The sequence below is a fragment of the Burkholderiales bacterium genome (genome assembly GCA_035543335.1).
Lineage (GTDB): Bacteria > Pseudomonadota > Gammaproteobacteria > Burkholderiales > JAHFRG01 > JAHFRG01.
Genome location: DASZZH010000041.1, coordinates 88,488 through 115,370 on the forward strand (window position 1 = coordinate 88,488; position 26,883 = coordinate 115,370).

The window sequence follows — 26,883 nt, forward strand, 5'->3', positions numbered from 1 at the left end:
GATTTTACTGGAATCGGCGCGGACGGGGGCGTCATTTGCGCGCCAGCAGCGCGCGTACCCGCTCCAGGTCTTGGGGTGTGTCCACGCCGGCCTCCGTGGCGTGCGCGGTGACGCTTGCCACGATACGATAGCCATGCCACAGCACGCGCAATTGCTCCAGCGCCTCGAATTGCTCCAGCGGCGAAGGCTCGAGTGCGACGTAGGTTTTGAGAAAGCCGGCGCGGTACGCATAGATGCCGACATGACGGTACGCCGGCAAACTTTGCGGCCATTCGTTTTTGGCGAATTCGTCGCGCGCATAAGGAATGGGCGCGCGCGAGAAATAAAGCGCATAGCCCCGGTTATCCAGCGCGACCTTGACCACGTTGGGATTGAACATTTCTCCGCGATTGTGAAGCGGGGTGCAAGCGGTTGCGACCTGGGCTTCGGGATGGTCGTGCAGCTCGCGCGCCACTTCGCGAATCAGCTGGGGGGCAATCAGCGGCTCATCGCCCTGCACATTGACGATGATCGCATCGTCGGCGAAAGCTTTTTGGCGGGCGACTTCGGCAATGCGTTCGGTGCCGGAAGCGTGGTCGGCGCGGGTCAGGCAGGCATTGAAACCACTATGCTGCACCGCTTCCGCCACTTGTTGATGGTCCGTGGCTATCCACACGCTTGCAGCCCCGCTGGCCGCCGCTTTTTCAGCGACATGCACAATCATGGGCTTGCCGGCTATATCCAGAAGCGGCTTGCCGGGGAGGCGGATGGAATTCAGGCGCGCGGGGATGATGACGACGAATGACGGCATGTGAACGGGTGAACGAGTGAACGGTGAACAGTGGCTCGGGGATAACGTTTACTGATTACTGTTCACAGTTTACTGCCTTTACACTTCCTCTTCCGGCGGGAGCTTGCGCGCTTCTTCTTCCAGCATCACCGGAATATCGTCCTTGATGGGATAAGCCAGTCGATCCGGCTTGCAAATCAACTCCTGCTCGGCTTTTTTGTAGAGGAGCGGCCCTTTGCACAAGGGGCAGACCAGGATATCAAGCAGTTTGGGGTCCATGACGCATCCTTAGTTTTTTCAAAATCCGCAGGCCAAGCTCACGAGGCACTTGCACATCCACCGCGAGCACCCAGTATTTTTCATCTGCGAATGTGCCACATTTTACCGCATCTTTCTCGGTCATGATGATGGCTTCTGCATCAGGCGCATACAAATCTTCAGGTCGGTAAAGATGATGGTCGGGAAATGGGCGCGCGGCAACAGTCAGGCCAAGTTTTTGCAGTTGGCGGAAAAACCGTTGCGGATTGCCGACCCCCGCTACCGCGTAGGTTTTTTTCCCGCGCAAATCGGCAGCGGTCGCCTTGAAATCGGGGTTCAGCAAATTGTAGAAAGTTTCCCCCGCAAAGCGCATGGTGAACGAGCTTTGTATTGCTTCAGCGCCCGCTTCTTGTTCACCGTCATGAACCACAACCGCATCAACGGAGTTCAGCCTGCCGGCCAGCTCGCGCAGCGGCCCCGCGGGCAACGGCAAACCATTGCCGAATTTGCGCTCGCCGTCCACTACTGCGATTTCTACGTCGCGGCGCAGCCGGTAGTGCTGCAGGCCGTCGTCGCTAACCAGCACATTGCACTCGGGATGCGCCGCCAGTAAGGCTTTGCCCGCGGCAGCGCGGTTGCGGCCTATCCACACCGGGCAGCGGCAGCGTCGCGCGAGCAACACCGGCTCATCGCCGACTGAAACAGGATCGCTTTCGGGCTTGACCGTCTGCGGGATTTTCGCCGCGCCGCCGTAGCCGCGGCTGATGATTCCAGGCCGCCAGCCCTGTTCCTGCAGAAAATTTGCGAGCCAGATGACCAGAGGGGTTTTGCCGGTGCCGCCCATGGTGATGTTGCCGATAATCACCACGGGGACTGGAAGCCTGCTGCTGGGCAGGGCGTGAATCAAGTAAAGAAAGCGGCGCAGGCTTACGCCAATCGCAAACAGCAAGGCGAATGGCAGCAGCAGCAAGTTCAGGAAAGTCAATCGGTACCAGTATTGTTCTATCCGGCGCATGTGCGAGGGACTGGGGATTGGAGGCTTGGGGTTGGGAATTCGAGAGCTGCTTTTGCCAGACTCGGGCCCTCAGTCTCCTATTTCGATCTGCGCTCGGCGGTGAACGTGATATGGCTGTAGCCAGCCAGGCGCGCCGCTTCCATTATCAAGATGACCGCTTTGTGAGTGGCGCTGGCATCGGCGTTGATGACAATCACCGGGTCGTTGAGGTTGCCCGCGGCCTTGCGCATGGCCTCGCTCAATACTTCGGGACTGGTGGTGTTGAGCGGCGTCTTTTCAATCATGTAACGGCCGCTGGCGTCCACTCCGATGTTGATTTGGTTCGGGTGCTCCTGCTGCTTTTCGGCATCCGCCTGCGGCAGGTTGATTTGCAATTCGGTGAACTTGGAATAGGTGGTGCTGACCATCAGGAAAATCAGAATCACCAGCAGCACGTCAATCAGCGGCACCAGATTGATTTCCAGCTCCTCTTTCAGATAGCCGCGGAGGAAATTCATGAGATCAGCCTAGCCGCTCGCCGTGGACGATCTCGATCAGTTTCAAGGCCTGCATTTCCATTTCCACCATCAGTGTTTCCACCTTGGAGCGGTAATAGCGGTAGAAAATCATGCTGGGAATCGCCACCATAATGCCGAATGCCGTGTTATAGAGGGCAATCGAAATGCCGTGGGCGAGTTGCACCGGGTTGCTGCCGGTGGGGGCCTGCGAGCCGAAGATTTCGATCATGCCGATCACCGTGCCGAACAGGCCCAGGAGCGGGCTGATGGTGGCGATGGTGCCGAGGCTGGTGAGGAAGCGCTCGAGCTCATGCGCCGCGGCGTGGCCGGCTTCGTCCAGGGATTCCTTCACCACTTCGCGCGGGCTTCTGATGTTTTTCAAACCTGCGGCGAAGATCTGGCCCAGGAGCGGGCCCTGTTCAAGGCGTTTCAGCAGGTCGTCGTTGACGCCGTTTTGCTGGTAATCGTTTACGACATTCGGCAGGAGCGCGCGGGGGGCGACGAGGTCGCGCCGCAATGACCAGGCGCGTTCGACAATGATTCCGAGGGCGATGATGGAAGCGATGATGATGAGCCAAATCGGCCAGCCGGCTGCGTCGATAATGTGGAGCACTTAGGAAATTACCCCCTCAACAAAAGTTGTAACTTTAGCTTGCATGCGATTTTTCAGCAAGGGCTCGCGCCAAAAGGACTTTTTTTCGGCAATTAAAGCGACGACGCGAGAAAGCGCTTTTTATTTTTCCACATTCTCTGTGGATAACGTTGTGCATAGCTTATAAAAAGCCAAGCTAAATGGCCTTTGCGCAAAGGATTTTTGCTTGCCGATTAAATTTTAGACTAATGAAATACTAATAATAATCAAGATATTATATAAACCTTGCCGGGGAGTAACGGCGTGAGCCCGAGAAAAATCGCGCGTTTTTCCTGTTTGTGGATGAACCCGCCCGCGAAAAGCCTTGTCTGGCGCGGGATTTCAGGCGGTGTCGTCTCGAATCCCGTGCCAGTCGGTGAGTTTTTTGGACCCCCTAATAACGGTGCGGGATTCCACGCGATCCGAAATTGTTTTGAGCCATCAAGTACAATTCCCGCATGTCTCCACAAATGGAAATTGCGCCGCGTCCCGCCGTCATTTCGGTGGCCGAGCTTAACCGCCGCGCGCGCGACCTGCTCGAGCAGGGTTTTCCATTGCTTTGGGTTGCCGGCGAAATTTCCAACTTCACCCGCGCCGCGTCCGGCCATTGTTATTTCTCACTCAAAGACAAGGAAGCGCAGGTGCGCTGCGTGATGTTCAAGCAAAAAACCCAGCACCTCGACTGGAAGCCGGAAAACGGCATGCAGGTGGAAGTGCACGCGCTGGTGACGCTGTATGAGGCGCGCGGCGAATTTCAGCTCAACGTCGAAACCATGCGCCGCTCGGGTCTGGGCGCGCTGTATGAAGCGTTCGAGAAGCTGAAAGCGAAGCTCGAAACGGAAGGACTGTTTGAGTCCTCGCGTAAAAAACCTTTGCCGCCGTTCCCGCGCGCCATCGGCGTCATTACCTCGCCGCAAGCGGCGGGGTTGCGCGACGTGCTGACGACGCTGCGCCGGCGCATGCCGGGCATTCCCGTCATTATTTATCCCGTACCGGTGCAGGGCGAGGGGGCAGGGCAAAAAATCGTGGAAGCGCTGCGTTTGGCGGGACGTCGCGCCGAATGCGATGTGCTGATTGTTTGCCGCGGCGGGGGCAGCATCGAGGACTTGTGGGCCTTTAATGAAGAAATCGTGGCGCGCGCCATCGCCGCCTGCCCTATTCCTATTGTCAGCGGGGTGGGGCATGAGACCGATTTCACCATTGCCGATTTTGTCGCCGACCGGCGCGCGCCCACGCCTACCGCCGCGGCGGAACTGGTAAGTCCCAACCGCGTCGAGCTTGTGGCGGCCCTGGGGCTGTTCCACAAGCGCCTGCAGCGCTTGATGAAACGCCTCCTGGAAGCGCGCATGCAGCAGCTTGATTATCTTTCGCACCGGCTGCAGCACCCCGCCGCACGCCTGCAAAACCAGCAAATCCATCTGGGGCAATTATTGCTGCGCTTGAAAAGTGCCTGGTGGCGGCAGGCGGACAACCGCCGCTGGCGCCTGCGCGAGCTCATGCAAAAGCTGCAAGTCCCCGATACTTCGCTATTCGTCCAAAAGCAGCGTGACCTGGCGCAGCGCCTCAAGCTCGCCGGCGCGCGCAATCTGGAAGCGGCCCTGGCGCGACTACAAAGCTTCAAGGCGCAGCTGGCTCAGCTCAACCCGCAATCGGTGCTGGAGCGCGGCTACAGCATGGTGCAGACGGCGCAAGACGAAATCGTGCGTGACAGCGCGCAAGTCCGGCTTGACGACGAAGTGAAAATGACTTTTGCTCAAGGCAACGCCCGCGCGCGCGTCACCGGCAGGGGGTGAAAACCAGGGAACCTCTGATTAGGGCGCACATGCTCAGAGGTTCCTTGTGGTCTATGATGGAAATGGGCGCTAGTTAATAATGAGGGGAGACACCATGGCGAAGAAAAGCGCAGGTGATGGCATTTACAAGATTGTCGAAATTGTCGGCAGCAGCAAGATTTCCTGGGAAGACGCGGCGAAGCGCGCGGTGCAGACCGCGGCGCGCACCTTGCACGACTTGCGCGTGGCCGAAATCACCAAGCTCGACATGAAGGTCGAGGACGGCAAAGTGATGGCCTACCGCGCGCGGGTGACGCTGTCGTTCAAGTATCGGGCGGATTAGAGGTCGGCGCGCTGCGTTTAGTGCCGTTCTTCGAGTCGTAAAACATCAGATTCGGGAAGTCTATTTCTGCTCCAGTATTGTTTCCAGGTAAGTTTCCACCTTTTGCGGCAGGTTTGCAGTCAGACAATCGAAGGTTTTCACTTCCGCCATGGAACGCAGCCAGGTAAGCTGGCGCTTGGCAAGCTGGCGGGTGGCCGCCACTCCTTTTTCCCGCATCTGCTGCTGGTCGAATTCCCCATCCAGATATTGCCATACCTGGCGGTAGCCGACACAGCGCATCGAAGGCAGCCAGCGGTTCAAATCATAGCGGCTGCGCAGCGATTCCACTTCCCCGATTAAACCGTTGGCGAGCATGCGTCCGAAGCGCTCGCCAATCCGCTGATGCAAGACCGCGCGGTCGCCCGGTGTAAAGCCGATTGCAGTCACGCGATAGGGCAGTGCGGCGATTTCGCTTTGTCCCAGCACTCGCGACATTGGCTTGCCGGTGATATAGCAGATTTCCAGCGCGCGCTGGATGCGCTGCGCATCCGTGGGCTCGAGCCGCGCCGCGGTTATGGGATCGAGGCGCGACAGCTTCTGGTGCAGCGCCGGCCAGCCGCTTGCATCCGCCATGGCGTCGATCACCGCGCGCATTGCTGGGTCAGCCGGCGGCAATTCGCTCAGGCCTTCGCGCAGCGCCTTGAAATAGAGCATGGTGCCGCCCACCAAAAGCGGTATTCGGCCGCGCGCGCAGATTTCCCGCATCAGCTTGAGCGCATCTTCGCGGAATTGCGCCGCCGAATAGCGCTCGGTGGGTTCGAGAATGTCGATGAGATGGTGCGGAACGCGGCCCAGAGTTCCGGCATCGGGTTTCGCCGTGCCGATATCCATGCCGCGGTAAATTTGCGCCGAATCCACGCTGATGATTTCGCATGGAAATTTTTTCATCAGCTCCAGCGCCACCGTGGTCTTGCCGCTGGCGGTGGGACCTATCAGCAAAATGGCCGGCGGCCATTTCTCCATGTTGAGAGTTGAGGGTTTAGGGTTGAGGGTGTTTTGCATCATGTCCTTAATGCCGCCAATCTCCTTAACACTAAAATCGAAACTCTCAACCCTGAACTCTGAACCCTGAACCCCGAACTCTGAACTCTCAACTCTCAACCCCGAACTCATTGCCCGCGCATGAATAGCTTGTCGAGATCCGCGATGCTGAATTGATACCATGTCGGCCGGCCGTGATTGCACTGGCTGGCGCGCTCGGTGGCCTCCATCTCGCGCAGCAATGCATTCATTTCGGCGAGGCTCAAAATGCGGTTGGCGCACACCGCGCCGTGGCAGGCTATCGTCGCCAGCAATTCATTGCGCCGCTCGGTCAGCACGCGGCTTGCGCCGTATTCGCGGATATCTTTGAGCACCGCCCGCGCCAGTTCCGCCGCATCCGCGTCCTTGAGCGCGGCAGGCACAGCGCGCACGGCCAAGGCATTCGGGCCCAGCGCCGCGATTTCAAATCCCAACTCGCGCAACGCGGCCTGGTGTTCTTCAGCGGTAGCCACATCCAGCTTGTCGGAGTTGAATGTGACTGGTATCAGCAACGGTTGCATGGCGGTTGCGCCATTATCCAGCGCGCTTTTCAGCTTTTCGTACACGATGCGCTCATGAGCAGCGTGCATGTCCACAACCACCAATCCTTTGTCGTTTTGCGCAAGAATGTATATGCCCTGCAATTGCGCCAAAGCAAAGCCCAGCGGCGGGATTTCCTGTTGCGGTTCGCCAGGCGCGCCGCTTGGCGTTTTGGGTTGCGCGCCGAACAGGGTTTGATAAAATACCGCCGGCTGCGCTGCGCCGAGCGGCATCGCGGATTGCGTGGCGTAGGTTGGCGCGGTGAAGGGGTTGCCGGGTGCCGCGCGCGAAGCATCATGCTGAATCACCGAGGGCGAAAGCGCCTTGTTGAGCACGTGATACACAAACTGGTGCACCGCGCGCGAATCGCGAAAACGCACCTCGATCTTGGTCGGGTGCACGTTCACGTCGACCAGAGCCGGATCGATTTCCAGGAACAGCACGAACGCCGGATGCCGGTCGTGATGCAGAATATCCTGATAGGCTTCGCGGACAGCGTGCGCAATCAGCTTGTCGCGCACGAAGCGGCGGTTGACGTAAAAATACTGCGACTCGCGCGTGCCCCTGGAATAAGCGGGAAGCCCCGCTAATCCCCAAAGACGCAATAAACCCGACTGCTCGTCCACCCAAACCGAAGCATCGGCGAAGTTTTCTCCCAGCACGGCCTTGATGCGGTCTGGCGCGTCCTGCGCCGCGAGATGCCATTGCGCACGGGCATTGTGGTGCAGACTGAAAGCGGTCTCAAAGCGGCTTAGCGCGATGCGCTTGAATACTTCTTCGCAATGGGCGAATTCGGTGGCGTCGGTTTTGAGGAATTTGCGCCGCGCCGGCGTATTGAAATAAAGGTCCTGGACTTCGACGCCGGTGCCTTGACTCAGCGCGGCAGGCGCGGGTTTTTGGATGGCGCCGCCTGCGCACTCGATTTTCCAGGCATGTTTGTCTTTTGCCGTGCGGCTGATCAATTCCAATCTTGAGACGGCGACGATGCTGGCAAGCGCCTCGCCGCGGAAGCCCAGGCTCGCCACGCGCTCCAGATCTTCGAGCGAGGTGATTTTGCTGGTGGCGTGGCGGGCGAGAGCCAGTGGCAAATCTTCCCTGGCGATGCCGCTGCCGTTATCCAGCACTTTAAGCGATTTGATTCCGCCACGGTCCAGCTGCACCGTGATTTCGCCGGCGCCGGCGTCGAGGCTGTTTTCCAGCAATTCTTTGAGCGCCGAAGCGGGGCGTTCCACCACTTCGCCGGCGGCGATCTGGTTAATCAGCAACTCGGGTAAAACACGGATGGCCGACATGAAACGGAGAAGGGGGGTAAACAAGCGCAGTATACCTTTTTTCGCTTATAATCCACGCTTCGCGAAAAATGAACATTGGGGAGGTTGATTAATGCATATCGGCATTCCCGCGGAGACGCGGGCCGGCGAGCAGCGTGTGGCCGGAACGCCTGAGACCGTCAAGAAAATGCTGGCCGGGGGGCATCACAAGATTCTGGTGCAGTCCGGCGCCGGTGTCGCGGCGAGCGTGCCCGACTCGGAATACCAGGCGGCGGGTGCGACCATTGCTGCCGGCGCGCAAGAACTCTACAGCTTGTCGGAAATCATCCTCAAGGTACGCAACCCCGATGCCGGTGAGCTTGCGCAAATTAAAAAAGGCACGATCCTGATCGGGCTTTTGAATCCTCACCACAAGGAAGGCATCGAGGCGCTGGCGAAGCAGGGCGTGACTGCGTTCGCCATGGAAGCGCTGCCGCGCATCACCCGCGCTCAGAGCATGGATGTGCTGTCGTCGCAGGCCAACATCGGCGGTTACAAGGCGGTCTTGGTCGCCGCGAACCATTACCAGAAGATGTTTCCCATGATGATGACTGCCGCCGGCACGGTCAAAGCGGCGCGCGTGATCGTGATGGGAGTGGGCGTGGCGGGACTGCAGGCCATTGCGACGGCGAAGCGCCTGGGCGCGGTGGTCGAAGCCACCGACGTGCGGCCCGAAACCAAGGAGCAGGTCGAGTCGCTGGGCGCTAAGTTTATCGAAGTGCCGCTTACCGAAGAGGAGAAAGAACTCGCCAAGGGCGCGGGCGGCTACGCGCGCGAAATGGGCGAGGACTACAAGAAACGCCAGGCGGCTCTGACTGCTGAGCGCATCAAGCAGGCGGACATCGTCATCACCACCGCGTTAATTCCCGGCCGCCTGGCGCCGGTGCTGGTCACCGAGGACATGGTCAAGACGATGAAGCCGGGCTCGGTGATTATCGACATGGCGGCGGAACAAGGCGGTAACTGTCCGCTGACCGAAAAGGACCAGGTCGTGGACAAGCATGGCGTCACCCTCGTCGGCCATACCAACCTTCCGGCACGGGTGGCGGCGGACTCGAGCGCACTTTATGCGCGCAATTTGCTCAACTTTTTCGACCTGCTGGTGGACAAGAAGAGCGGAAACCTCAACCTCAACCGCGAAGATGAAATCATCGCCGGCACGCTGATGTGTATGAATGGCGAAGTGTTAAAGAAAAGTTGATAGTTGAGTGTTCAGAGTTGAGGGTAAGGGATAGGAAGCTGGTTTTGCACTCAACTCTTAACTCTTAACTCTCAACGCTCTCAAGGAGCAGCCATGATTGACCACACCATTATTAATCTCACGGTGTTCGTGCTGGCGGTGTTCGTCGGCTATCACGTGGTGTGGAACGTGACCCCCGCCTTGCATACGCCGCTGATGAGCGTGACCAACGCGATTTCCGGCGTGATTATCGTCGGCGCGATCCTCGCCGCCGGCCCCACCGAAATGGACTTCGGTTCCATCATCGGTTTTATTGCGGTGTCACTCGCGGCGGTCAATGTCTTCGGCGGCTTTCTGGTGACGCAACGCATGCTGGAGATGTTTAAAAAGAAAATGCACAAGATGGGAACCAAAGGCGAATAAGGGAAAACCCGTCATGAACGTGAATCAAGTCGCCCTCTCGTATCTTGTCGCCTCGGTATTTTTCATATTCGCGCTGAAAGGCTTGTCCTCGCCGGTTGCGGCGCGGCGCGGCAACTTGTTCGGCATCATCGGCATGGCTTTGGCGGTTTTGATCACGCTTGCCATTACCAGGAGCGTGTCGCTGATCGTGCTGGCGATTGCCGTGGGCGGCACAGTGGGTGCCGTCGTCGCGCGACGAGTGCAGATGACGCAGATGCCCCAACTGGTCGCCGCGATGCACTCGCTGGTGGGTCTGGCGGCGGTGCTGATCGCGATTGCCGCAGTCAATAATCCGGCGGCGTTCAACATCGAAGTGCCGCTGCCGCGCGGCAACCGGCTGGAGCTCTTCATCGGCACCTTCGTCGGCGCGATCACGTTCTCCGGCTCAGTGATTGCCTTCGGCAAGCTGGCGGGTCTGGGCAAGCACTTTCGCCTCTTTTCCTCGGCACCAGTGGTGTTCAAGGGCCAGCACTGGCTAAATCTGCTGCTTGCAATCGTCATGATCGGTTTCGGTGTCGTATTTTTCATGGCAGAGGAGAAAACCTGGACGCCGTTCGTGATCATGACCGCGATCGCTTTCGTGCTCGGCGTGCTTATCATCATCCCGATCGGCGGTGCCGACATGCCGGTGGTGATCTCTATGCTGAACTCGTATTCGGGCTGGGCGGCGGCGGGTATTGGTTTCTCCCTTAACAACTCGATGTTGATTATCGCCGGCTCGCTGGTGGGCTCATCCGGCGCGATTCTGTCCTATATCATGTGCAAGGCGATGAACCGCTCCTTCTTCAGCGTTATCCTGGGCGGCTTTGGCGCGGCGGAAGGCACGGCCATCGCGGGAGGCGCGCAGAAGACGGTGAAATCAGGCAGCCCGGATGACGCCGCATTCCTCATGTCCAACGCCGAATCGGTCGTCATCGTGCCGGGGTATGGCTTGGCGGTGGCGCGCGCCCAGCATGCGGTGAAGGAAATGGCCGAGAAGCTGCAGCAGAAAGGCGTGAAAGTGCGCTATGCGATTCACCCGGTGGCGGGGCGCATGCCGGGACACATGAACGTGCTCCTGGCGGAAGCGGAAGTGCCTTATGATCAGGTGTTCGAAATGGAAGACATCAACAACGAGTTCAGCACTACCGACGTGGCGCTGATTCTCGGTGCCAACGACGTGGTGAATCCGGCGGCGAAAACTCCGGGCAGCCCGATTTTCGGCATGCCGATTCTCGAAGCATACAAGGCGCGCACGGTTCTGGTTAACAAGCGTTCGATGGCGGCGGGTTACGCCGGGCTCGACAACGAGCTTTTCTACATGGACAAAACTATGATGGTGTTCGGCGACGCGAAGAAAGTAGTCGAGGATATCGTCAAGGCGCTGTAAAAAAAGAGCAGGACGGGAGGTCCCCTTTACAACTTTTTCACGACCCGCCCTGCTTTAGGAGGAAACCTAGCTACTCATTGCCCCGTGGTTGAATCAGCGGGAGCATTCGGACTGGGTGGCTGCGGGTAACCGGTATTCAGTGTGCCCGGCTAAGCCGCCGAGCCTGAAAGCCAGCACCGAAATAATCAGCGCCACCGCGATGTTTGCATACACAGGATTCAATTTCGCCAACATGGCACACCTCCTTTCCGTTAAGCGCATCGAAATCACTTACTGATTGCTCTTGCCCTTATACGCAGCAACCGCTGTGCCAGGGAGGGTCGCCTTCAATGTTTTTCTTTTAAATACAATAACTTATTGCAGACAAACGTTTATCTAGGCCGACCAACGTTTATCTGCGATTCAGCTTGAAGGGAAAGGTATGAAGCAGTTCACAAAACTGCGGGGATAGGCTCTCGTCAGGTGTCAGAGAGTCGTCTGTACTGCTGAAATTTAGCCCCCGGCCGCTTTAATTCTGCGCGACCTTGGATTTCGCAAGCGGTGGGTTTTTGGCGAAATAGCGTTTGATGCCGCCGACAATCGCGTCGGCGATTTTGTTCTGGTAGCTTTCTTCTTTGAGTCTAATCTCTTCTTCAGGGTTGCTGATGAATGCGGTTTCCACCAGGATCGAGGGAATATCCGGCGCTTTCAGCACGGCGAATCCGGCCTGTTCCACCGAGTGCCGGTGCAGGTTGTTGACGCTGCCCAGTTCGGAAAGCACGGCCTTGCCGAGCTTCACGCTGTCGTTAATGGTGGCGGTTTGTGCCAGGTCGAGTAAAGTCTGCTTAAGATAAGGATCGCGGACATCGAGATTGACCCCGCCGATCAAATCCGACTCATTCTCTTTGTTGGCGAGCCAGCGTGCGGCGGCGGAGGTTGCGCCGCGCTCGGAAAGCGCAAATACCGATGAGCCGCGCGCATGCGGCTTGTTGTAGGCATCGGCGTGGATCGAAATAAATAAGTCGGCTTTTATTTTTTGTGCCTTCCGCACCCGTTCTTGCAACTCGATAAAGTAATCGCTGTCGCGGATCAGCACTCCGCGCATATTCGGCTCCTCGTCCACTTTAGCCTTGACTTTGCGCGCGATAGCCAGCGTCACGTTTTTCTCGCGCGTGCCGCCGCGGCCGCGGGCCCCCGGATCTTCGCCGCCGTGCCCGGGGTCAATCGCGATGGTAATGAGCCGCGCCACTTCCTGGTGCGGTTTTTTCTCCTGCTTGCCTTTAGCAGGCCTCGGTTCTTCGTTCTTGGCCTGAGCAGCGGGCTCGAACGATGCGGAAGGCCCATCTGCATTTTGCGCGGACGCCGCATTGTCGTTCAGTGCCCCCAGCTTGTTCTCCTGCTTCAGCGCCAGCGCCAGCAGCGGATCAACCGGCTGCGCTGGATAAATGTCGAGCACCAGCCGGTGGCCGTATTCGGCGACCGGTTTCAGAATGAATACCTGCGGCTTGACCTCGGTTTTCAGATCGAGGACCAGACGCACCACGCCCGGCTTGAAGCGCCCCACGCGCACCTGCTTGATGTAAGGATCGGAAGGCGCAATCTTGGCGGAGATATTTTCCAGCGCGGTATTGAACTCGACGTTTTCTAGATCGAGCACCAGCCGCTCGGGGTTCTTGATGGTGAAAAGTTTATGCGCGATCGGCTCTTTCGATTCGAGGGTGAGCCGCGTGTAGTCCTGCGACGGCCATATGCGCGCAGAGCCGATTTCGATTGCCGCGTGCGCGCCGGAAACGAAGGCCAGAGAAAAAAACAGAGTAAAAATCGTGGAGAAGGCCTCGCGGGAGGCGTATCGGGTCATGCACCTTGTAGAAGCTTTAAACATTCTCTGCCGGTCTCGGTGACTCCTTCAATCGTGACAGCGCGGCCCGCGCTTTCTATTCGTAAGCTGATTTTGATATCGGGGACGGGAAGCAGGCCCGCAGCTTTTTCCGGCCATTCCACAAGACAGACGGCCTGGCTGTCGAAATGTTCGCGGAATCCTGCATCCTGCCATTCTTCCGCAAGTTCGAACCGATAAAAATCAAAGTGATATAAGTTTAACCTAGAAATAGCATAAAGTTCAACCAGTAAATACGTCGGGCTTTTGACCTTGCCGCGGTAGCCCAGGCCTCCCAGCAGCCCCCGCACCAGCGTGGTTTTGCCCGAGCCGAGCTCGCCGCAGAAATAAACTTTCAATCCCGGTGTAATCAGCGGCGCAAGTTGCACGCCGAGTGCGCGGGTGGCCTGCTCGTCGGCGAGGTAGCGTATGATTTTTGTGTCCGGCTGGTTATGATGAGGCTTATGCACGATTCCACTTTCAGTCATAGGTCGACGGATGAGTTTGCCAAGCTCGCCGCGGCGATCAAGTCATGGGGAAAAGCGCTCGGCTTCCAGGAAGTCGGCATTGCCGGAGTTGATCTCGGCGAAGCGGAACGGCGGCTCCAGGAATGGCTGGCGGCGGGCAGCCACGGCGACATGGATTATATGGCAAAACACGGGGTGAAACGCAGCCGCCCGGCGGAGCTTTTGCCCGGCACGCAGCGCGTGATTTCCGTGCGCTTGAATTACCAGCCGCCAGACGCGCGCGACAGCTGGGAGGTGCTTGAGCAGGGCAACAAAGCCTACATCTCCCGCTACGCCGTGGGGCGCGATTACCATAAAGTACTACGCTCGCGCTTGCAGCAGCTGGTGGACAAGATTCGCGAACACGCGGGCGATTACCGCTGCCGCGTGTTTACCGACAGCGCGCCGGTGATGGAGGTGGAACTCGCGCGCAAAGCGGGTTTGGGCTGGCGCGGCAAACATACGCTGCTGCTCACGCGCGAGACCGGCTCGTGGTTTTTTCTCGGCGAGATTTACACCGATCTGCCGCTGCCGGCGGATGCGCCGCAACCGGATCATTGCGGTACCTGCCAGAAATGCATGGACATTTGCCCGACGCAGGCGATTACCGCGCCGTATCAGCTCGACGCGCGGCGCTGCATTTCCTATCTCACCATCGAGCACCAAGGCAGCATTCCCGAAGAATTGCGCCCGCTCATGGGGAATCGCGTGTACGGCTGCGACGACTGTCAATTGGTCTGCCCCTGGAACAAGTACGCCAAACCTTCAGGCGAGCCGGATTTCAAGGTGCGCCACGGCTTGGATGACGCCGAATTGGTTGAGCTGTTTGGCTGGAGCGAAGAGGAATTCCACGCCAAACTCGCGGGCAGCGCCATTCATCGCATCGGCTATGAGCGCTGGCTGAGAAATCTCGCCGTAGGACTCGGCAACGCGCCGGCTTCAGCGGCGGCAATCGCCGCGCTCGAGCGCCGCCGTGATCACCCCTCGCCGCTGGTCAGAGAGCATGTGGCTTGGGCGCTTTTAAGTCAGCGCGCGGCAGCATGAAAATCATGGAGGCCGGCCCGGGCGCCGGTGAATTCATGGGCGCTGCCGCAGTCGAACCTGCTGCCAGGAATACAAAATCCTTGAGCCAGGCCACCGGATGACAAAAACATTTGCTTTTCCCGCGCTGATGGCCCTGCTGTCCAGCCTTGCTTCTGGACCGCTGCAGGCGGCGGATATTCCCGATACCGCCAGGCTTGAGGTCGCCGGCGGCACGCTGAATGTGATTTTCACGCCGGGTGAGCTGGATCTGCCGCAATCCAAGGTGTTCGACTGGGTTTCCAAATCGGCGCATGCCGTCGCCGGTTACTACGGGCGCTTTCCGGTGCGCGAGGCGCAAATCACCATTGTTCCCGTCGCTGGCAGCGGCGTGCAATCAGGCAAATCCTTCGGCCATCCTCGCGCGCGGGTGAGAATCTCTCTCGGCCGTTCTGCAACGGAAGCGGATCTGGAGAAAGACTGGATGTTGGTGCATGAACTGGTGCACCTGGCTTTTCCCTCGATGGATAATCCCCATCACTGGATCGAGGAGGGCATAGCCACTTACGTCGAACCGATCGCCCGCGCCAAAGCGGGGCAATTGAGCGCGGAAAAAGTCTGGGGCGATTTGGTGCGCGGTTTACCTTACGGCCTGCCGCAAACGGGGGATCGCGGGCTGGACTTCACGCCGACCTGGGGACGCACTTATTGGGGCGGCGCGTTGTTCTGCCTGCTTGCCGACATCGAAATCCGTAAGCGCACGCAAAATCGCCACGGCCTGCAGGACGCGTTGCGCGCGATAGTCGCCGCCGGCGGCAGCATCGAGGCAAGCTGGGACTTGCGCCGCGCTTTTAAAATCGGCGATGCGGCGACCGGCGCGCCGGTGCTCACCGAGCTGTATGAGCGCATGCGCTCAACGCCGGTGGACACGCCGTTATCCGAGCTGTGGCGCAGCCTCGGGGTGGAAGTGCAGGGCCGCAGCGTGACTTTCAATGATGAAGCGCCGCTCGCCGGCGTGCGCCGCGCGATTACCGCCGGTCGTTCAGGGTGAACGGACCGCGAGCAATTCGTCCAGCGCTTCAATCCAATGTCTCACCGGCAAGTCGGTCGCGCTTTGCAAATGCGCGAGGCAGCCGATATTTGCGGTGAGAATTTCCTTCGGTTTGCCCGATTCCAGCGCGGCGATTTTGTTGGCAAGCAGTTTCCGCGACAACTCAGGCTGCAACAGCGAATACGTTCCCGCCGAGCCGCAGCACAAATGCGCATCGGGCACGTCAGCCAGCTCAAAACCCAGATCTGCGAGCAGCGGTTCCACCACGCCGTGGATTTCCAGCGCGTGCTGCAAGGTGCAGGGCGCATGGAAAGCGAGCCTGGTGTTAACGCCGCTTTTTTTCGTCTGCGCGGCGATTCTGTCTTTGTTGCCAACGATGATTTCGCTCACGTCTTTTGCCAGGGCGGAAATGCACTGTGCTTTTGCCGCGTAGGCGGCGTCATCTTTTAGCAGATGCCCGTATTCTTTCACTGTCGCGCCGCAGCCGCTGGCGTTGATTACCAGCGCTTCCGCGCCTTTCTCGATTTGCGGCCACCAGGCGTCAATATTGCGGCGCATGATTGCCAATCCTTGTTTCTGATAATTGAGATGATAGGTGATGGCGCCGCAGCATCCTGGCGCGCGCGCAAGCGAAATGCCGAGCCGGTCGAGCACCCGGGCGGTTGCGGCGTTGATATTGGGCGCCAGCGCGGGTTGCACGCAGCCTTCAAGCAGCAACATTCTGCGCGCGTGCTGTGCGGCCGGCCACCTTGTCGGTTGCGCGGCTCGGGGAATTTTGCGGCGTATTTTTTCGGGTAGCAGCGGGCGCGCGAGTTGGCCCAGTTTCAGTAGCGGATTGAATAAGGCCGGATTCGGCAACACGGTCCGTAGCAGTGTGCGTATCGCGCCGTCGATGAAACCGCGCGCCACGCGCTTTTCCACCAGGTCGCGGCCGATGTCGGCAAGCCGCCCGTAGCGCACGCCGGAGGGACAGGTAGTCTCGCAGGCGCGGCACGTCAGACAACGGTCGAGATGCAGCCGGGTTTTTTCGGTGGGCGCGGCGCCTTCGAGCATCTGTTTGATGAGATAAATGCGCCCGCGCGGACCGTCGAGCTCATCGCCCAGCAATTGGTAGGTGGGGCAGGTGGCGTTGCAGAAACCGCAATGCACGCAGGCGCGCAGAATGGAATCCGCTTCCCTGCCTTGAGGCGTGTCTCTGATGAATTCTGCGAGACTGGTTTGCATTGAGAGAGGTTCTAAAGTTCCGGATACAGCCGGCCGGGATTGAAAATGCCCGCCGGATCGAAAGTTTGCTTGAGTTTTTTGTGCACTTTGAGCAGCGCCGGCGGGAGCGGATGAAACACGCCCGCGCTTTTGTCGGCGGCGCGGAACAACGTGGCGTGGCCGCCGGCTTTTGCCGCGGCGCCGCGTATCGGTTGCGCGTCGGCGGCGCTTTTGAGCCAGCGCAAGCTCCCGCCCCATTCAATCAGTTGTTCGCCGGGCAGATTCAGCGGCGGCGTGGTGGATTTTATGGAAAGCCGCCACAGCGGCGCGCCGCTTTCAAAGAAGGGATCGGTTTGCTCGCGAATCCCGGTCCAGAACCGGCGGGCTTGCTCAGTTTCAATGCGCTCGCCGCCAAGTTTCCCGCACGCCGATTCAACCGCCGTCGCCGCGCCCGAGAGGCGTAAGCCCAGCTCGCCGCCGGTGTAGGCGCTGGCTGAAATCGGCAGCGGCTTGCCGGCCCATTGGTTTAGCATCCGGATGGCCTGGTCCTCCGCCAACTCGAAGCGCAGCGTCGCCTCGGTTTTTGGCAGCGGCAGTACTTTCAGCGAAACTTCAAGAATCAGTCCCAATGTGCCGAGCGAGCCGGTCATGAGACGCGACACATCGTAACCCGCGACATTTTTCATCACCTGCCCGCCGAAGCGCAAATCGTGGCCGCGCCCATCCAGAATTCTTACACCGAGCACGAAATCGCGCACGGCGCCGCTTGCGGCGCGGCGCGGGCCGGAAAGCCCGGCGGCGATGCAGCCGCCGAGCGTGGCATGATTTCCGAAATGCGGCGGCTCGAATGCCAGCATCTGTCCGTGTTGTTGCAGTGCCGCTGCGATTTCCGCGAGTGGCATGCCGCAGCGCGCAGTGATGACCAGTTCCGTCGGCTCGTAGTCAACGATGCCGCGATAAGCGGTGGTGTCGAGAATTTCGCCTTGTGGCTTGCCGCCGTAAAAATCCTTGCTGCCGCCGCCGCGGATGCGTAGAGGCATCTTGCTTGCGATAGCTGTGCGGATCGTATCGGTGAATTGGTTGATGATTTGTTGCATGAAAAATATGCAGGTTAAGTGTTCAGTGTTCGGGGTTAAGAGTAAAAAGACGGACGCAAGAGGCCGGTATGATACTGGAATCTTAACTCTGAACCCTCAACTCTCAACCCTCAACTAGAATCTCGGCAGTTCGGGGAATTTTTCCTGCCCGCGGTGCACGTGCATGCGGCCGAATTCGGCGCAGCGGTGCAGCGTGGGCACCGCCTTGCCCGGGTTGAGCAGGCCGGGCTCATCGAACGCGCGCTTCACCCCGTGGAAAATTTCCAGTTCGTTGGCTTGGAATTGGATGCACATCTGCTTGATTTTTTCAACGCCGACGCCGTGCTCGCCGGTGATGGTGCCGCCGACTTCAATGCACAGTTCAAGAATCTCCCCGCCGAACTCTTCGGTGCGGCGCAATTCATCCGGCTGGTTGGCGTCAAACATGATGAGCGGGTGCAAATTGCCGTCGCCTGCATGAAACACGTTGGCGCAGCGCAGGCCGTATTTATTTTCCATGTCGCCGATGGCGCGCAGCACCCGTGCAAGCTGTTTCCGCGGAATGGTGCCGTCCATGCAGTAGTAATCCGGCGAAATGCGTCCCACCGCGGAGAACGCCGCCTTGCGCCCGGCCCAGAATTTGTTGCGCTCGCTGTCGTTCCGGGAGACGCGGATTTCGGCTGCGCCGCTTTGTTGCATGACCTCTTGCACGCGCAGGATTTCATCCTCTACTTCTTCGGCGCAGCCATCCGATTCGCACAGCAGAATAACTTCCGCATCCAGAGGATAACCGGCGTTGGCATATGGCTCCACCGCCTGGGTCATGCGCTTGTCCATCATTTCCAGCCCGGCGGGAATGATGCCCGCTGCGATGATGCTGGCGACCGCCTCTCCCGCTTTGCCGATATCGTCAAATGCCGCCAATACCACTTGCGCGCGCTCCGGCAGCGGCAGGAGTTTCACCGTGATTTCGGTAATCACCCCAAGCATGCCTTCGGAGCCGGTCATCAGCGCCAGCAAATCGTAGCCCGGCGAGTCCAGCGCAGCGCTGCCGATTTCCAAAAGCTCGCCTTCGCTGGTGAGTACGCGCAGTTTCAGAATATTGTGCACGGTGAGACCGTATTTCAGGCAATGCACGCCGCCGGAATTCTCGGCGACGTTGCCGCCGATGCTGCACGCGATCTGGCTGGAAGGATCGGGCGCGTAATAAAGTCCATAGGGCGCGGCCGCTTCGGAAATGGCAAGATTGCGCACCCCCGGCTGCACGCGCATGGTGCGCGCGGCCGGATCGATTTCCAGGATGCGCATGAATTTGGTAAGCGGAAGCAGCACGCCGTCGCCGAGCGGCAGCGCGCCGCCTGAAAGCCCGGTGCCCGCGCCGCGTGCCACCACCGGAACTTTATGTTGGTGGCACACGCGCAAAACGCGCTGCACCTGTTCCTCGTTTTCAGGCAGCACCGCCAGCATCGGCAACTGGCGGTAGGCGGTAAGCCCGTCGCACTCGTAAGGCTTCAGGTCCTCAGCGGCGTCGAGCACTGCTGCTGCGGGCAAAAAACGCCGCAGTTCAGCGGCTAAAGAAGCACGCACGGAAGTGGATTGAGCAGTAGCGACTGACATGACCTTAATTATACTCTGCACCCACGGGCATGCCTCGGCAGTCTCATATGTCCGCCGTATAGCCGTTCGCCCTGAGCCCTTTGACCCGTTCGCCCTGAGCTAGTCGAAGGGCAAACGGGCTCAGGACAGGCTAGTCGAAGGGGTGAGGGAATCACTCCTGAGCGAGTTCGGGTTCGACCCGGCGCTCGCGCATGCCGAGGAATCCAAGCAAGGCGAGCGCAACGCCGATCAACAGCATGCCGGTGATTTCGAGCGGTTGTGGCTGTTCGCCGATTTCAAGCCACGCCGAAAGCACGCCAATGACCGGCACCGCGAGCACGGCCAAACCCGCGACGCCGGCCTGCATGCGGTTCAACACATAAAGCCAGAGCAGCCACGCAAGTCCGGTGGCGAGTATTGCGTTGTACGCGAGCGCGCCCCAGAAATAAGGTGTGAACGCGAGCGGCCGCTGCGGTATAAATAAGGTTACCGCCACCAATACCGCGCCCCCGAGCAGCATTTGCCAGGCGGTGAGCGAAAGTAAATCCACCTGAACCCGGCCGCGCAGTTTCTTGGCGACAACGGCAGCAAATGCCCACACGATACCGGCGCTGGTCGCAATCAGGTTGCTCGCCAGGCTGCCGTGCGCGCGCCACGGCTCGAGAATCAAGCCCAATCCCGCGAAGGCGAGTATTACGGCGAGCCACTGTACGCCGTGAATGCGCTCGCCCAGAAACGGCCACGCGATAACCAAAAGCCAGAACGGCATGGCGTAGGTGAGCACCGCGGTCTTGCCTGCGCCGCCTGCAACCAGCGCCCACATCACCAGCGCGGTGAAAATGCTGGTTTGCAAAAGTCCCAGGAGCAGGGTCGTTTTGAGCGCGGTAGGGCGCAGCGGTTTTTTCATCCACGCCAGCACCGCAAACAAGCACAGCGCGCCGAAAAAAGTGCGCAGCGCGGCAAAATCAAACGGCCCGCAATATTCCAGCACCTTTTTCATCACCACCCAGTTGTAGCCCCAGATGATGCCGAGCACGACGAGAGCGAGCGCGGGATACGCGGAGTTTCGGTTTTGCAATTTAATGAACGATCAAGCGGTTTGGGGAAAGCGGCATGTCATGGTATAGGCGGGGGTGCCGCAATGCAAGCAACCGCCGAACCAGCAGTGGGTCAGTTTGCCCGAAAGCTCTCCGAAAAGTTGGATCAGAAAGCGCGCATCACATCACTATGGACGGCTTCGGTGAAAAAGATATTTGAAATAGCGAGCTAGGGCACCATTCACAAAAGCCCGCCAGACGGCGGGCTTTTGTGAATTGACAGGATGCAGGAACTGGTATATATTGATCAATAAGATATAAAAAATGGTAATATATAACATCATAATTATAATATATAATATGACTTTTTAATTACTTTTAAATATTATTGATGTGTAACTATAATGCTATATGGCTCGTAAAATATGGACAAAAACACGTTAGAATCAACAAATAAGCTTTTGAGGGTAATAGTTGCCTTGCTTCTCCGGCGAAAAGTCGAGCAATCACTTACCCTACGGCAGCAAATAGAGACTTTGGACGATTTGGGTATTAAACCTGCCGAAATCGCCGGGATAGTAGGTCGAACCAATACTTACATTAACAAGGAGCTTTCGGGAATCCGAAAGAACCGAAAGCAATCGGAATAGTATGGTAAAAGAAAAGCAGAAGAAAGAGCAGACCGTAGAGGAATTATTACGCGATATCTTGATCGTGAAACTTGGCCTCGCCGGACTGACTCAACACCAAATACGGGAAATCGTCGGTGTGGACATTCACCGCGTGAATCGCATCGTTAGACATTTTAAGAAGATTAGCAAACATACCTGATGACTAAGGACAATAACCAAACCATCGAAAAGAAGCTCGATACCGTGATCAGGCTTCTGCAACACCTACTTGTTCTGGAACTCTCCAAAAAGGGTGTCTCGCGCGAGGTGATTGGAAAGCACATTCATGTTGCTAAGGCGGCGGTCGTAAAGATGTTGCAAGGAGTAAAGAAAGAAAAGTAGAGTTATGAGCGAAAAATCACTTTCCGAAATCTCAAAAAAACTCAATGTGCTTATCTCTCTTTCCTTGCGTCAGCTACTTAGCGACAAGGAGTTTATTGGAACAGGAACAGGAAAACGAAAGCGGGGCGTAGGCGAACTAGCTCGTTATCTTGCCGATATGGGGCTTGATGCAAAAGATATTGCGGAGATACTCGGTGCACCAGTCCAAAGTGTCAGAACTCTTTTAACCCCAAAACGCAGAAAATAGTATGGCCCGTCCTCGTATTCTCGATGAAAAGATCATGTCAAAGGTTGCCAAGAAAATTGGCAAGAAGAACATTATCGCAGTAAACAGCATGGTGAGCAGAAAGGCTGCAAAGCTCGGCGTTTCTGCTGAAGCGGCTTTAATAATCCTTGCGAAAGAATACGGGATAGGTACTTCAACGTACCAACGAAGTCTAGAAGCTACAAAACAGGCTGAGATTAGGGACGCATTACCAACCATTTTTGCCCCGGGTGTTCGAATAACTAATAATGTAAGCAAACTAACAAAAAAGACCGCACCGATAAGGAGCAAACGAGCCCAATTAAAATTGGCGATTGAGTATCTTATCCAAGATAATGAATTAAGAGATAGATGCGGCGATATTCTTCTCGCCCCTTCCAAATTTGATAGGCCGATCAATCAAGCAACGCTTGTACTTGAAGATCGGATTAGGAAGAAAGCACAGCCAAATAAAAAACTGGTCGGAGAATCACTTGTAAATTTTGCGTTTAACGAAGATTTATCGAAAACTGTTTTACACGTGGCAAGCAATGACCCCGATGACCAGAGAGGATTTACTCAAATCATCCGCGGTATTGTTCCGGCATTCCGTAATAAAACGCATCACCATATTATCAACAGTTTTTCGAGGGAAGATGCAATGCGTGTCTGTGGTTTCATTGATGTTCTGTTGCGCGTTGTTGATAATACAGTGAAAATGTAGTCACGCTTCGCTGCGGGGCAGGTAGCGGGTCTCGTCGGTGGATTTATTGGTAACGTGTATTGGGTGCGCTATTCTCTAGCGCGCCAGTCCAGACGATTCTTTACAAACAACCCGGAATGGCGGAGTCAATTCTTCATAGAGATTACACCAAAGCGAAACATACCGTTGTCTGTTGCTGGCCTAAAAGGAAAAACAAGTCGGTGTCGAATTGCCGATGAGGATTACGCCGACCGCAGCGCATTCACGATGTTCATGCGCGCGGCATTGCTTGCGAGCAAAGTGATCAAAGCAGAGATGGGGGAGTCAAGATACAAGACTTAACCCTACTAATCCGAGAAATAATACGACCCCGATATCTTATTGTCTTTTATGAGCGAAAAATCAAAACTCGAAGCATCTATTGAGAACGAAGTGCACTTATTTACCAGGCACATAGATAGTCTTGTGGATACGCTTCCGGCCGCAATGGTCTTACTCCAAAACACAGGTAAATTGTTGAAAGACCAGTTGGACGAATTTGAGGCAAAAAACTGCAAAATAGAAAAAGGAGAGAAGGAAACCAAAGTTGAAATCCCGCTTGAACACTACAAAAAATGGAAAAAGCTTTATGATCGGCATGAGCGTTTCCATCTCGCACGAGCAGGACTTGCGGGCCCAGGCTTATACCATCCAAAGCCTTAAAGCAACCATCACACAATCGGAAAAACACATCGCTCAGATCACCTCGAACTATCGCCAGCAGTTGGAAAACGAGCGGGTGGAGGCCGATGGGCAATACCAGAAGTTGAAGCAAGACTGGGCCAAGCAGGAGCACAAATACAGCTTATTGGAACTCAAAGCGCCGCAGGATGGGATCATCAAGGATTTGTCGACTCACACCTTGGGCACCGTGGTACAGCCCGGTACCGTGCTCATGACCCTGGTCCCGGTTAAAGACCTTATGCAGGCCGAAGTGTGGGTCACCAATCTCGACGCCGGGTTTGTCAAACCCAGGCAGCCGGTGAAATTGAAGTTCGCGAGCTATCCTTTCCAGAAATACGGCATGGTGGAAGGAGAAGTATTGCAAGTCAGCCCGGATGCGAGCGAAACTCCCCGTGCTCAATCCGATAGAAAAAACACGGGCATGGATGATCAAGGACCAGTCCCTTCCGGCTATCGCACACTGGTATCGCTGAAAACGCCTTATCTGGAACGGGACGGGGCCAAATACAAAATCAGTCCGGGCATGCAGGTCAGCGCTGAAATCAATCTGGGCGACCGCACCATACTGGAGTATTTGCTCTCGCCCGTGCAAAAAACCCTGCACGAGGCGGGGCGCGAGCGCTGATTCGCAAACTAGCCAGGCAACACTAGAAAACAAACCGCATTGCCGGGTGCCGACTCGGGTCACTTCCCCAAGCAGCGACTCGGGTGACCCAGAAAACATGCTGACGACAGACAGGGGACTGGTACAATCCTTTTTAGATTGTACAAAGTTGTAAATAAGGGGGTTCTGTGGCTCAAAGCACGACTATTGATTACGTCGCCGAGAAAAACCCCGCTGCGGCACGGCAGCTCACTCGATCCATTCTGCGCCAAATCGACGGCCTGCAGCCCCACGCGAATGCAAGTCTAGATTTAAAAGTCATGCGCCGTATGTACGCCAACGCACAGAACGCCGATTTCAGGGGGAACACAATTCGCGCATCGATGGATGGCGCAGGAAGGGATCGGCTCGTCGTCGGACGACCCTCCGGCCATCTGCTTCAGGGGGTCGTATGACGTTCTTCATTTGATCTGTCAATCAATTGCGGATTTATTTTTCGGCGATATGAATGAGCTTGGAAAGGGAACCAAAATGAAAGTTTTAGAGAATTTCAAATTAATCGGTATTTCGATGCTATTCGTTGTTGGGCTTACCGCATGCGACAAGCCGGGGCCTGCCGAGACCGTAGGTAAAAAGATAGACCAGATGGCTGATGAAGCCGGCAAGAAAATAGGTGAAGCGTCCGATAAAGTCGGTGAAAAACTGGGCGAGCAAGGCGAGAAAGCCGGTGTGGCCATCGATGATGCTGCGATTACGACCAAGGTCAAAGCAGCCATTTTTGCCGAGCCCGGTCTCAAGACGCTGCAAATCAGTGTTGATACCGTAAAAGGTGTGGTGACATTAAGCGGATCGGTCGATTCGCTGCCGAGTAGCGATAGGGCCAAAGCACTGGCGGGTGCGGTGGCTGGCGTAAAAGAGGTTGAAGACCGGCTGGTGCTAAAGTCGATCAGAGGAGATTGAGTTGTAGCCAACCGCTTACGGAGTAGACCATGGAAATTCAAGACGCATATAAACAAAAAATGGCGGCGCAACTGAAAGAATGGAGCGCCCAAATTAATTTGTTGGAAGCCAAAGTGGAGAACGCGGGAGCTGACATGAAGGTCAAGCGTGCCGAGGAACTTCATGAGTTGCGTGCCAAACAGCGTGCGGCGTCTGAAAAAATGAAGGAGCTGGGGAAGGCCAGTGGCGAAGCATGGGAGCAGGTCAAAGAAACTGCTGACAAAATCTGGGAGGACCTTAAGACTGGCGTAGCTGACGCCCATTCCAAATTCAAGTGAAGTATTAGCAGGTGACGCTGCCCAAGACCATCTGCAACCTCAGAAGCTTTTAACAGTCCGTTTGAGAGGCTTGAAAGATGAATTTAAAATTAACACTGATACTTATTCTCACAAGCCTGGCGGTGGTATTTATCGCTCAAAATTTCGCTGTAGTTGAGATTGGCTTTCTATTCTGGAAAGTCTCAATGTCGAGTGCGTTGTTGATATTTTTCACATTGATAATTGGATTTCTTTTAGGTTGGTTCTTGCATAGTTACCTTTTGTATCGAAAATCCAAGGGTGAGTCGGTTTTTTTACGTTGAGCTAAACCCTCAATGATGCTTAGCGAACTATGAATCGCCCTGGCTTCAATAGACACTTCTGAGCCGGTTGAAATACTGCTGTTCGAACTGTACCGGAGAAAGGCCGTCTGCATAACTGTGAAGGCGCTTCGGGTTGTAGAACATCTCGATGTAATCAAAGATATCTCGCTTGGCTTCTTCGCGGTCAGCATAGATTCGCCGGCGAATGCGCTCGCGCTTGAGCAACTGGAAGAAGCTCTCGGCCACGATGTCTTCCAAACGCGCGTTCCAAAGGACTTTCGATTCCATCTTCGCGCTCTTTACAGCGATCCACGCGGCATCAACCTTCGGAATCATATAGCCCACGGTCTTGCGCACCCCGAACTGTTCAATCTGGGACTTGCCAATTGGGTGGTCCACTCACTGCTTTTGGTTGGGACGCTACGGTTGCGACAGTCGTCTTCCTAGAGGGTAGCGAATTCCATGTGCGGCCGCTTCGACTACCACCACTCTATCGACCAAGCGGCCAAGGCCTTCGGCGTCGACGCCGATCGCTCCCGTCCACTACCATCATTCACTCCAAGCTATAACATTGCGCCCAGCCAGCCAGCAGTCGTGGGCACCTGCATTGATAGTTCCGCGCGAGTGCTCATGGTCATGTCCTGGGGTTTGCTGCCTCACTGGGCGGACCCTGCCAAGCTCACGACACGGCCTATCAACGCCCGGGCGGAGACCGCACACCAACTGCCTATGTTCCGCTCAAGCTTCAAGTCGAAGCGCTGCCTTATCGCGGCTGATGGTTTCTATGAGTGGAAGCAAACGCCCACCGGGAAGATGCCACATTATATTGCCCTCGCCGGCGGCGAAACGTTCGCGTTTGCCGGTTTATGGGACGCCTGGCAGCCAAAAGACGGCGGTGATCCGGTTTACACCTGCACCATCCTCACCACCGAACCCAACGAGTTCATGGCCGAGGTTCATAACCGCATGCCGGCGATCCTCAAGCCAGACGATTACAGCGAATGGCTCGATCCCACTTACCAGAATGTTGATGGACTAATGAGTCTTATCAGCTCGGGGCGTGCGCCTAAGTTGCGCGCGTGGCCGGTCAGCAAGCTAGTCAACAGCCCCAAAAACAACAACCGGAAACTGATTGAGCCGATGCGTTAATCTCTTTTCTTGGCCGCCGGTGCCGGTGCCGATGCCGGTTGCCGCAACCCCTTATGTTTGAGCAGCCGCCGATGATGCAATAGAGTGTCTTTCGACTTGGCACAAAAAAGCGGTAAACTCAATTTGCAATATGGATATAACCTTCTTGCACTCAAGGAGCTTGACAATGATAAGAAAACAAAGCGGTTTTACTCTGATTGAGATCGCCATCGTGCTGGTGATTATCGGCCTGCTTTTGGGAGGAGTGCTGAAAGGCCAGGAACTCATTACCAGCGCCAGGGTGAGGAACCTCATTTCCCAGCAGGACGGCATCAAGGCG

The 26,883-nt window shown here is 56.7% G+C and carries 30 protein-coding genes and 1 pseudogene; 16 read left to right on the forward strand and 15 right to left on the reverse strand.

The features are described 5' to 3' along the window. Positions 1-31: 31 nt before the first annotated feature. The 5 genes from kdsB to VHE58_11410 all read right to left on the reverse strand — a co-directional run bounded on the left by kdsB (position 32) and on the right by VHE58_11410 (position 3,152). Positions 32-790: a 3-deoxy-manno-octulosonate cytidylyltransferase gene (gene kdsB / locus VHE58_11390; GenBank protein HVS27875.1), complete on the reverse strand. Its 759-nt coding sequence runs from the start codon at positions 788-790 to the stop codon at positions 32-34. A 78-nt stretch (positions 791-868) separates the two neighbouring features. After that, complete coding sequence (locus VHE58_11395; GenBank protein ID HVS27876.1) at positions 869-1,048, reverse strand: Trm112 family protein; 180 nt, start codon at positions 1,046-1,048, stop codon at positions 869-871. Further along, positions 1,029-2,042, reverse strand: coding sequence for a tetraacyldisaccharide 4'-kinase (gene lpxK, locus VHE58_11400; GenBank protein HVS27877.1), 1,014 nt, complete (start codon positions 2,040-2,042; stop codon positions 1,029-1,031). The genes VHE58_11395 and lpxK overlap by 20 nt, the downstream gene beginning before the upstream one ends. Positions 2,043-2,119: 77 nt before the next feature. Continuing rightward, positions 2,120-2,539, reverse strand: coding sequence for a biopolymer transporter ExbD (locus VHE58_11405; GenBank protein ID HVS27878.1), 420 nt, complete (start codon positions 2,537-2,539; stop codon positions 2,120-2,122). Between the two features lie 4 nt (positions 2,540-2,543). After that, a complete protein-coding gene (locus VHE58_11410; protein ID HVS27879.1) occupies positions 2,544-3,152 on the reverse strand; it encodes a MotA/TolQ/ExbB proton channel family protein in 609 nt (202 codons plus the stop codon). Between the two features lie 476 nt (positions 3,153-3,628). Here VHE58_11410 and xseA point away from each other — a divergent pair, with 476 nt between their 5' ends. Both xseA and VHE58_11420 read left to right on the forward strand, forming a co-directional pair. Then, the gene (xseA, locus tag VHE58_11415; protein HVS27880.1) at positions 3,629-4,963 is read left to right on the forward strand and encodes an exodeoxyribonuclease VII large subunit; all 1,335 of its coding nucleotides are present in this window, start codon (positions 3,629-3,631) and stop codon (positions 4,961-4,963) included. Between the two features lie 94 nt (positions 4,964-5,057). Further along, a complete protein-coding gene (locus VHE58_11420) occupies positions 5,058-5,285 on the forward strand; it encodes a dodecin family protein (GenBank protein HVS27881.1) in 228 nt (75 codons plus the stop codon). A 60-nt stretch (positions 5,286-5,345) separates the two neighbouring features. On the opposite strand, the gene miaA is transcribed toward VHE58_11420, so the two are convergent. Next, positions 5,346-6,326, reverse strand: a complete 981-nt coding sequence (gene miaA / locus VHE58_11425; GenBank protein ID HVS27882.1) for a tRNA (adenosine(37)-N6)-dimethylallyltransferase MiaA — start codon at positions 6,324-6,326, stop codon at positions 5,346-5,348. 107 nt (positions 6,327-6,433) lie between these two features. Further along, entirely contained in the window at positions 6,434-8,176 is a 1,743-nt protein-coding gene (gene mutL, locus VHE58_11430; protein HVS27883.1) for a DNA mismatch repair endonuclease MutL, read from the reverse strand. Positions 8,177-8,267: 91 nt separating this feature from the next. Here mutL and VHE58_11435 point away from each other — a divergent pair, with 91 nt between their 5' ends. The 3 genes from VHE58_11435 (at position 8,268) to VHE58_11445 (ending at position 11,205) form a co-directional block, all read left to right on the forward strand. Continuing rightward, entirely contained in the window at positions 8,268-9,395 is a 1,128-nt protein-coding gene (locus tag VHE58_11435; GenBank protein ID HVS27884.1) for a Re/Si-specific NAD(P)(+) transhydrogenase subunit alpha, read from the forward strand. 93 nt (positions 9,396-9,488) lie between these two features. Further along, the gene (locus tag VHE58_11440; protein ID HVS27885.1) at positions 9,489-9,797 is read left to right on the forward strand and encodes an NAD(P) transhydrogenase subunit alpha; all 309 of its coding nucleotides are present in this window, start codon (positions 9,489-9,491) and stop codon (positions 9,795-9,797) included. Positions 9,798-9,810: 13 nt separating this feature from the next. Then, entirely contained in the window at positions 9,811-11,205 is a 1,395-nt protein-coding gene (locus VHE58_11445; protein HVS27886.1) for an NAD(P)(+) transhydrogenase (Re/Si-specific) subunit beta, read from the forward strand. 93 nt (positions 11,206-11,298) lie between these two features. Here the strand turns inward: VHE58_11445 and VHE58_11450 are convergent, their stop codons facing one another. From VHE58_11450 to tsaE, 3 genes are all read right to left on the reverse strand, one after another. Then, positions 11,299-11,439 carry a hypothetical protein gene (locus tag VHE58_11450; protein ID HVS27887.1) on the reverse strand — a complete coding sequence of 47 codons (141 nt, stop codon included), beginning with the start codon at positions 11,437-11,439 and terminating at the stop codon, positions 11,299-11,301. A gap of 274 nt (positions 11,440-11,713) precedes the next feature. Then, on the reverse strand, positions 11,714-13,042 hold the full coding sequence (locus VHE58_11455) for an N-acetylmuramoyl-L-alanine amidase (GenBank protein HVS27888.1): 1,329 nt from the start codon (positions 13,040-13,042) through the stop codon (positions 11,714-11,716). Beyond that, entirely contained in the window at positions 13,039-13,548 is a 510-nt protein-coding gene (gene tsaE / locus VHE58_11460; protein ID HVS27889.1) for a tRNA (adenosine(37)-N6)-threonylcarbamoyltransferase complex ATPase subunit type 1 TsaE, read from the reverse strand. Before tsaE ends, VHE58_11455 begins: the two co-directional genes overlap by 4 nt. Here tsaE and queG point away from each other — a divergent pair. Both queG and VHE58_11470 read left to right on the forward strand, forming a co-directional pair. After that, complete coding sequence (gene queG / locus VHE58_11465; protein ID HVS27890.1) at positions 13,525-14,610, forward strand: tRNA epoxyqueuosine(34) reductase QueG; 1,086 nt, start codon at positions 13,525-13,527, stop codon at positions 14,608-14,610. The two genes, tsaE and queG, sit on opposite strands and share 24 nt — an antisense overlap. Positions 14,611-14,707: 97 nt before the next feature. Then, complete coding sequence (locus tag VHE58_11470) at positions 14,708-15,637, forward strand: hypothetical protein (GenBank protein ID HVS27891.1); 930 nt, start codon at positions 14,708-14,710, stop codon at positions 15,635-15,637. On the opposite strand, the gene glcF is transcribed toward VHE58_11470, so the two are convergent. The 4 genes from glcF to VHE58_11490 all read right to left on the reverse strand — a co-directional run bounded on the left by glcF (position 15,629) and on the right by VHE58_11490 (position 20,590). Further along, positions 15,629-16,861: a glycolate oxidase subunit GlcF gene (gene glcF / locus VHE58_11475; protein HVS27892.1), complete on the reverse strand. Its 1,233-nt coding sequence runs from the start codon at positions 16,859-16,861 to the stop codon at positions 15,629-15,631. The two genes, VHE58_11470 and glcF, sit on opposite strands and share 9 nt — an antisense overlap. Before the next feature lie 11 nt (positions 16,862-16,872). Further along, the gene (glcE, locus tag VHE58_11480; protein HVS27893.1) at positions 16,873-17,937 is read right to left on the reverse strand and encodes a glycolate oxidase subunit GlcE; all 1,065 of its coding nucleotides are present in this window, start codon (positions 17,935-17,937) and stop codon (positions 16,873-16,875) included. A 114-nt stretch (positions 17,938-18,051) separates the two neighbouring features. Continuing rightward, complete coding sequence (locus VHE58_11485; protein HVS27894.1) at positions 18,052-19,533, reverse strand: FAD-linked oxidase C-terminal domain-containing protein; 1,482 nt, start codon at positions 19,531-19,533, stop codon at positions 18,052-18,054. A gap of 151 nt (positions 19,534-19,684) precedes the next feature. Continuing rightward, complete coding sequence (locus tag VHE58_11490; GenBank protein ID HVS27895.1) at positions 19,685-20,590, reverse strand: EamA family transporter; 906 nt, start codon at positions 20,588-20,590, stop codon at positions 19,685-19,687. A gap of 789 nt (positions 20,591-21,379) precedes the next feature. Between VHE58_11490 and VHE58_11495 the strand changes: the two genes are divergently transcribed. From VHE58_11495 to VHE58_11525, 7 genes are all read left to right on the forward strand, one after another. Next, a complete protein-coding gene (locus VHE58_11495) occupies positions 21,380-21,562 on the forward strand; it encodes a hypothetical protein (GenBank protein HVS27896.1) in 183 nt (60 codons plus the stop codon). Positions 21,563-21,566: 4 nt separating this feature from the next. Next, positions 21,567-21,809, forward strand: a complete 243-nt coding sequence (locus VHE58_11500) for a hypothetical protein (protein ID HVS27897.1) — start codon at positions 21,567-21,569, stop codon at positions 21,807-21,809. A gap of 34 nt (positions 21,810-21,843) precedes the next feature. After that, the gene (locus VHE58_11505) at positions 21,844-22,530 is read left to right on the forward strand and encodes a TIGR02391 family protein (GenBank protein ID HVS27898.1); all 687 of its coding nucleotides are present in this window, start codon (positions 21,844-21,846) and stop codon (positions 22,528-22,530) included. A gap of 369 nt (positions 22,531-22,899) precedes the next feature. Next, on the forward strand, positions 22,900-23,211 hold the full coding sequence (locus tag VHE58_11510) for a hypothetical protein (protein HVS27899.1): 312 nt from the start codon (positions 22,900-22,902) through the stop codon (positions 23,209-23,211). Next, a complete protein-coding gene (locus VHE58_11515) occupies positions 23,138-23,857 on the forward strand; it encodes an HlyD family efflux transporter periplasmic adaptor subunit (GenBank protein HVS27900.1) in 720 nt (239 codons plus the stop codon). The genes VHE58_11510 and VHE58_11515 overlap by 74 nt, the downstream gene beginning before the upstream one ends. 366 nt (positions 23,858-24,223) lie before the next feature. Beyond that, positions 24,224-24,796, forward strand: coding sequence for a BON domain-containing protein (locus VHE58_11520; protein ID HVS27901.1), 573 nt, complete (start codon positions 24,224-24,226; stop codon positions 24,794-24,796). Between the two features lie 29 nt (positions 24,797-24,825). Then, positions 24,826-25,113 (forward strand): hypothetical protein, encoded by a 288-nt coding sequence (locus VHE58_11525; GenBank protein ID HVS27902.1) that lies wholly within the window; start codon positions 24,826-24,828, stop codon positions 25,111-25,113. A 347-nt stretch (positions 25,114-25,460) separates the two neighbouring features. On the opposite strand, the pseudogene VHE58_11530 reads toward VHE58_11525, so the two are convergent. Beyond that, positions 25,461-25,670, reverse strand: a pseudogene (locus VHE58_11530) (IS3 family transposase). A 207-nt stretch (positions 25,671-25,877) separates the two neighbouring features. Between VHE58_11530 and VHE58_11535 the strand changes: the two are divergent. Then, positions 25,878-26,564, forward strand: a complete 687-nt coding sequence (locus tag VHE58_11535) for an SOS response-associated peptidase (protein HVS27903.1) — start codon at positions 25,878-25,880, stop codon at positions 26,562-26,564. 166 nt (positions 26,565-26,730) lie between these two features. Next, positions 26,731-26,883, forward strand: a 153-nt coding sequence (locus tag VHE58_11540) for a prepilin-type N-terminal cleavage/methylation domain-containing protein (GenBank protein ID HVS27904.1), incomplete at its 3' end; no start/stop codon positions are given.

Bases quoted from the DNA above. Each gene is read 5' to 3' on its own strand.
- kdsB (HVS27875.1), bottom strand. From the start codon at position 790: ATGCCGTCATTCGTCGTCATCATCCCCGCGCGCCTGAATTCCATCCGC.
- VHE58_11395 (HVS27876.1), bottom strand. From the start codon at position 1,048: ATGGACCCCAAACTGCTTGATATCCTGGTCTGCCCCTTGTGCAAAGGG.
- lpxK (HVS27877.1), bottom strand. From the start codon at position 2,042: ATGCGCCGGATAGAACAATACTGGTACCGATTGACTTTCCTGAACTTG.
- VHE58_11405 (HVS27878.1), bottom strand. From the start codon at position 2,539: ATGAATTTCCTCCGCGGCTATCTGAAAGAGGAGCTGGAAATCAATCTG.
- xseA (HVS27880.1), top strand. From the start codon at position 3,629: ATGTCTCCACAAATGGAAATTGCGCCGCGTCCCGCCGTCATTTCGGTG.
- VHE58_11420 (HVS27881.1), top strand. From the start codon at position 5,058: ATGGCGAAGAAAAGCGCAGGTGATGGCATTTACAAGATTGTCGAAATT.
- miaA (HVS27882.1), bottom strand. From the start codon at position 6,326: ATGCAAAACACCCTCAACCCTAAACCCTCAACTCTCAACATGGAGAAA.
- mutL (HVS27883.1), bottom strand. From the start codon at position 8,176: ATGTCGGCCATCCGTGTTTTACCCGAGTTGCTGATTAACCAGATCGCC.
- VHE58_11435 (HVS27884.1), top strand. From the start codon at position 8,268: ATGCATATCGGCATTCCCGCGGAGACGCGGGCCGGCGAGCAGCGTGTG.
- VHE58_11440 (HVS27885.1), top strand. From the start codon at position 9,489: ATGATTGACCACACCATTATTAATCTCACGGTGTTCGTGCTGGCGGTG.
- VHE58_11445 (HVS27886.1), top strand. From the start codon at position 9,811: ATGAACGTGAATCAAGTCGCCCTCTCGTATCTTGTCGCCTCGGTATTT.
- VHE58_11450 (HVS27887.1), bottom strand. From the start codon at position 11,439: ATGTTGGCGAAATTGAATCCTGTGTATGCAAACATCGCGGTGGCGCTG.
- VHE58_11455 (HVS27888.1), bottom strand. From the start codon at position 13,042: ATGACCCGATACGCCTCCCGCGAGGCCTTCTCCACGATTTTTACTCTG.
- queG (HVS27890.1), top strand. From the start codon at position 13,525: ATGCACGATTCCACTTTCAGTCATAGGTCGACGGATGAGTTTGCCAAG.
- tsaE (HVS27889.1), bottom strand. From the start codon at position 13,548: ATGACTGAAAGTGGAATCGTGCATAAGCCTCATCATAACCAGCCGGAC.
- VHE58_11470 (HVS27891.1), top strand. From the start codon at position 14,708: ATGACAAAAACATTTGCTTTTCCCGCGCTGATGGCCCTGCTGTCCAGC.
- glcF (HVS27892.1), bottom strand. From the start codon at position 16,861: ATGCAAACCAGTCTCGCAGAATTCATCAGAGACACGCCTCAAGGCAGG.
- glcE (HVS27893.1), bottom strand. From the start codon at position 17,937: ATGCAACAAATCATCAACCAATTCACCGATACGATCCGCACAGCTATC.
- VHE58_11485 (HVS27894.1), bottom strand. From the start codon at position 19,533: ATGTCAGTCGCTACTGCTCAATCCACTTCCGTGCGTGCTTCTTTAGCC.
- VHE58_11495 (HVS27896.1), top strand. From the start codon at position 21,380: ATGACTAAGGACAATAACCAAACCATCGAAAAGAAGCTCGATACCGTG.
- VHE58_11500 (HVS27897.1), top strand. From the start codon at position 21,567: ATGAGCGAAAAATCACTTTCCGAAATCTCAAAAAAACTCAATGTGCTT.
- VHE58_11505 (HVS27898.1), top strand. From the start codon at position 21,844: ATGTCAAAGGTTGCCAAGAAAATTGGCAAGAAGAACATTATCGCAGTA.
- VHE58_11510 (HVS27899.1), top strand. From the start codon at position 22,900: ATGAGCGAAAAATCAAAACTCGAAGCATCTATTGAGAACGAAGTGCAC.
- VHE58_11515 (HVS27900.1), top strand. From the start codon at position 23,138: ATGATCGGCATGAGCGTTTCCATCTCGCACGAGCAGGACTTGCGGGCC.
- VHE58_11520 (HVS27901.1), top strand. From the start codon at position 24,224: ATGGCGCAGGAAGGGATCGGCTCGTCGTCGGACGACCCTCCGGCCATC.
- VHE58_11525 (HVS27902.1), top strand. From the start codon at position 24,826: ATGGAAATTCAAGACGCATATAAACAAAAAATGGCGGCGCAACTGAAA.
- VHE58_11535 (HVS27903.1), top strand. From the start codon at position 25,878: ATGTGCGGCCGCTTCGACTACCACCACTCTATCGACCAAGCGGCCAAG.